Source organism: uncultured Ramlibacter sp. (assembly GCF_936925435.1).
In the GTDB taxonomy this organism is placed as follows: Bacteria; Pseudomonadota; Gammaproteobacteria; order Burkholderiales; family Burkholderiaceae_C; genus Ramlibacter.
The window spans coordinates 1-4,457 of the sequence record NZ_CAKZHQ010000042.1; the positions used below are offsets into that span (position 1 = coordinate 1).

Sequence of the window (4,457 nt, forward strand, 5' to 3'; positions counted from 1 at the left end):
CCCTGGTCAACTTTCTTGGCTCTTTTCTCCGCCTCACTTCGCTTCCGAAACTTCCGGTCGCCGCGTTCAGCAGAGCCTCGAATTATATGCCGGTTTTTCCGCTCCGATCAACTCGTGACGACTATTTCCGCCAGACCCCTCGACAGTGGCTCCATGCGCAATCGATCGGCGACCAAACCACACAACTGGTCCGCACCAGCGAAACTCCACCTCACCATGACGCGCCCCGCCTCCACCGCCGGCTACGGCGAGACTGCCGCCGATCTGATCCTTACATATGAGCACCTGCGCTTCGAGGATGTGCAAGGGATGCTGGTGCACCTGCACCCACAGGCGCCGGCCGACGTGCTGGACATCGGCGCCGCAGCGGCCGCGCCGCAGCGGCCCTGACGCGACTGGGCCACCGGGTGACGGCCGTCGAGCCCACGGAGCAACTGCGCGCCTACGGCCAGCAGGCCCATGCCGGTCTGGGCATCACCTGGCTGGACGACAGCCTGCCCACCCTCCCCGCGCTGCTGGCGATGGGGCAGCGCTACGACCTCATCTTGCTGACAGCCGTGTGGATGCACCTGGATCCGCAGGAGCGGCGCGAAGGGATGGCGGCGCTGGCGCAGCTGGCCAGGCCGCGGGTGGCCGCCTGTCGTTCAGCCTGCGCCACGGACCGGTGCCGCCGGGCCGCCGGGCCGCCGCATGTTCGACGTCCCGAGCGAGGAACTGGAGCGCGAAGCCAGGCCGCACGGCTTGCTGCCGGTCGCACACCTGGCCACACCCGACCTGCAGGGCCGGTCCGATGTGACCTGGACGCGGCTCGTCTTGCAGGCCGGCGAATGCCCATCACTCTTGTTTTGATAGCACCCCAGGTCCATTGGCCGGGGGATACAGGCCAATTCTCCTGCGAAAACGGCCTTCAGGACGCTTCGTAGACGATTTGCGCCTGGCCGCCATCGGCCTGGGCCATCCAGCTGGCCAGGGCGGCATCGCTGGGGAAGAACTTGGCGTCCTCGCCCAACTGCAGCTCGGCCGTGGCGGCGTCGCGGCGCAGCGCCAGGCGCACGCCCATGCCGCGCACCAGCTCGCCCTGCTCGCTGACCTCGCGGCGCGGCGGGAACTCGCGCACCAGGCGGCCGATGTCGGGCGCCTTGCCGTTGACGGCCACCTTCAGGTACTTGCCGAAACGGCAGCGCGCGGTCGCCAGGTCCCAGACCTGGTTGATGGTGAACTGCAGGCCGCCGGAGAAGCGGTCGTTCTGCACCTTGCCCATGGCGATGATCAGCTCGTCGTCCTTGAGCAGGTTGCGGTTGGCGTTGATCATGGCCTCGTCGGCGCGGGCGTCGATGCTGCCGGACTTGTCGTCCAGCTTGAACAGCGCCAGCTTGCCGCGCTGGCCGTTGATGACGCGCAGGTCGCTGACGATGCCGGCCAACAGCTGCGGCTCGCGCGAGTCGATCAGGTCGTCGATGCTGCGCCGGGCAAAGCGCCGCACCTCCAGGGCCACCTCGTCGAACAGGTGGCCCGACAGGTAGAAGCCCACTGCGGTCTTCTCATAGGTCAGGCGCTCCTTCACCCCCCATGGCATGGCCTCGACCAGCGGCGGCTCCTGCGCGCTGGATCCGTGTTCGGCGTCGCCGAAGATGTCGACCTGCGAGGCGTTGGCGGCGCTGGCGCTAGCGAAGCTGAAAGCCTGGTCGACTGAAGCCAGCATCGAGGCGCGGTTCAATTGCAGGGAGTCAAAGGCGCCGGCCTTGATCAGTGCCTCCACCGTGCGCTTGTTCAGCCGCGTGCGGTCGACCCGGGCGCAGAAGTCGTACAGGCTCTTGAAGGGCCCGCCCTCGGTGCGCGCGGCAACGATGGCGTCGATCGCCTGCTGGCCCGTGCCCTTGACGGCGCCCAGGCCGTAGCGGATCACCTTGTCGGAGATCGGCTCGAAGCGGTAGACGCCGCGATTGACGTCCGGCGACTCGAACGTCAGCCCGAAATGCTTTTGCGCGTCCTCGAACAACACCTTGAGCTTGTCGGTGTCGTCCATTTCCACCGTCATGTTGGCGCAGAAGAACTCGGCCGTGTAGTGCACCTTGAGCCAGCCCGTGTGGTAGGCCAGCAGCGAGTAGGCGGCGGCGTGCGACTTGTTGAAGCCGTAGCCCGCGAACTTCTCCATCAGGTCGAAGATCTCGTCGGCCTTGGCCTCGGGGATGTTGTGCGTCAGCTGCGCGCCGGCACGGAACTTCTCCCGGTGCTCGGCCATCTCCTCGGCCTTCTTCTTGCCCATGGCGCGGCGCAGCAGGTCGGCGCCGCCCAGCGAGTAGCCGCCCAGGATCTGCGCGGTCTGCATGACCTGTTCCTGGTAGACCATGATGCCGTAGGTCTCGCTGAGCATGCTGGCCACCGCCGGGTGCGGGTACTCGACCTCTTCCCGCCCATGCTTGCGTGCCACGAAACTGGGGATCAGGTCCATCGGGCCGGGCCGGTACAGGGCGTTGAGCGCGATCAGGTCTTCCAGGCGCGTGGGCCGGGCGTCGCGCAGCATGCCCTGCATGCCGCGGCTTTCAAACTGGAACACCGCCTCGGTCTTGCCATCGGCGAACAGCTTGTAGGTGGCGGCGTCATCCAGAACGATGTTCTCGAAGGCGAAGTCTTCCTGGCCCTTGTGGCGCGCGCGGATGAAGTCCTTGGCGATCTCCAGGATCGTCAGCGTGGCCAGGCCCAGAAAGTCGAACTTCACCAGGCCGGCCGCTTCCACGTCGTCCTTGTCGTACTGGCTGACGGCCGAGTCGCTGCCCGGCTGCTGGTACAGCGGCGTGAAATCGGTCAGCTTGCCCGGCGCGATCAGCACGCCGCCGGCGTGCATGCCGACGTTGCGGGTCATGCCCTCAAGCTTTTGCGCCAGCGCCAGCAAGGTCTTGACCTCGTCCTCGCGCTCGAGCCGCTCGGCCAGGATGGGCTCCTGCTTGATGGCATCGGCGATGGTGATGTGCACGCCCGGCTTGTTCGGGATCAGCTTGCTGATGCCGTCGCAAAAGGTGTAGCTCATGTCCAGCACGCGGCCGACGTCGCGGATGGCGGCGCGCGCGGCCATGGTGCCGAAGGTGGCGATCTGGCTGACCGCGTCCTTGCCGTACTTGTCCTTGACGTAGTCGATGACAAGGTTGCGGTTGGTCTGGCAAAAATCGATGTCGAAGTCGGGCATGGACACCCGCTCCGGGTTCAGGAAGCGCTCGAACAGCAGGTTGTACTGCAGCGGGTCCAGGTCGGTGATCTTCAGCGCATAAGCCACCAGCGAACCGGCACCGGAGCCCCGGCCCGGTCCGACCGGGCAGCCGTTGGCCTTGGCCCCCTGGATGAAGTCCCCCACGATCCGGAAGTAACCCGGAAAACCCATCTTCAGGATGGTGTTGATCTCGAACTCCAGCCGCTCCACGTAACGCGGGCGCTCGGCGTCGCGTTTGGCACCGTCGGGGTACAGGTGGGCCAGCCGCTCCTCCAGGCCTTCAAAGGACACCTGGCGGAAATACTCCTCGATGGAAAGGCCGCCGGGAATCGGGAAATTGGGCAACTGGGGTTTGCCCAGCACCAGGGTCAGGTTGCAGCGTTTGGCGATCTCCAGCGTGTTGGCCACGGCGCTGGGCACATCGGCAAACAGGGCCTGCATCTGGGCGCTGTTCTTGAAGTACTGCTCACGCGTGAACTTGCGCACCCGGCGTGCATTGCCCAGGATCTCGCCTTCGGCAATGCAGACACGCGCCTCGTGCGCCTCGTAATCGTCTTCGGTCGCAAACTGCACCGGGTGTGTGGCCACCACCGGCAGTTTCATGCGCGCAGCCAGTTGCACGGCGGCCACCACATGGGCCTCGTCATCGGCACGGCCGGCGCGGCGATGTTCCCCTTCGTGATGCCGTCGTCGAGCCAGCCCAACGCCAGCCTGACGGTGTGGGACAGCGTCTCCAGCCACCTGACGCTGGGCCTGATGTTCTGGGCCACGCTCATCTTCATGCCGCTGATCGTGTTCTACACGTCCTGGGCCTACCGCGTGATGCGCGGCAAGGTCACGCTGGCGCACATACGCGCCAACGAACACACGGCATATTGATCTCAGGCTGAGCCTGCCACAAGGAACCGACCATGAACCCCACCCTGCCCATCACCTGCCCGTCCGTCCATGCGACGGCGCACGATCCCGACAAGCGACTGTGGCTCATCGCCACCGGCGCTGCCGGCGGTGCCGCCCACCTGCCGGGCATGCTGGCCGCCAAGACCACCGTGCCGGTGCTGGGTGTGCCGGTGCAGAGCAAGGCGCTGTCGGGCGTGGATTCGCTGCACAGCATCGTGCAGATGCCCAAGGGCATTCCGGTGGCCACTTTCGCCATTGGCGGCGCCGGCGCCGCCAATGCGGCGCTGTTTGCGGTGGGCATGCAGGCCGGTGATGACCCGGCCCTGCGCGCCACGCTGGCCGCCATCCGCCC

Annotated in this window: 3 protein-coding genes and 2 pseudogenes; 4 read left to right on the forward strand and 1 reads right to left on the reverse strand. The window is 66.5% G+C overall.

Features of this window, described 5'->3' with window-relative positions:
- The first annotated feature begins 216 nt into the window (after positions 1 to 216).
- Complete coding sequence (locus Q0632_RS22380; RefSeq protein WP_367181208.1) at positions 217 to 390, forward strand: hypothetical protein; 174 nt, start codon at positions 217 to 219, stop codon at positions 388 to 390.
- Between the two features lie 300 nt (positions 391 to 690).
- On the forward strand, positions 691 to 849 hold the full coding sequence (locus Q0632_RS22385; RefSeq protein ID WP_367181209.1) for a hypothetical protein: 159 nt from the start codon (positions 691 to 693) through the stop codon (positions 847 to 849).
- Positions 850 to 907: 58 nt separating this feature from the next.
- On the opposite strand, the pseudogene dnaE reads toward Q0632_RS22385, so the two are convergent.
- Positions 908 to 3,871, reverse strand: a pseudogene (gene dnaE / locus Q0632_RS16260) (DNA polymerase III subunit alpha); the annotation flags it as partial.
- On the opposite strand from dnaE, the pseudogene Q0632_RS16265 reads away from it, so the two are divergent.
- A pseudogene (locus Q0632_RS16265) lies at positions 3,848 to 4,084 on the forward strand (cytochrome d ubiquinol oxidase subunit II); the annotation flags it as partial. The pseudogenes dnaE and Q0632_RS16265 sit on opposite strands and share 24 nt — an antisense overlap.
- A 32-nt stretch (positions 4,085 to 4,116) precedes the next feature.
- On the forward strand, positions 4,117 to 4,457 hold a 341-nt coding region (locus tag Q0632_RS16270; RefSeq protein ID WP_298932082.1), incomplete at its 3' end, for an AIR carboxylase family protein.

Excerpts from the sequence above, each read along its gene's own strand:
- Q0632_RS22380 (WP_367181208.1), top strand. The coding sequence starts at position 217 with ATGACGCGCCCCGCCTCCACCGCCGGCTACGGCGAGACTGCCGCCGAT.
- Q0632_RS22385 (WP_367181209.1), top strand. The coding sequence starts at position 691 with ATGTTCGACGTCCCGAGCGAGGAACTGGAGCGCGAAGCCAGGCCGCAC.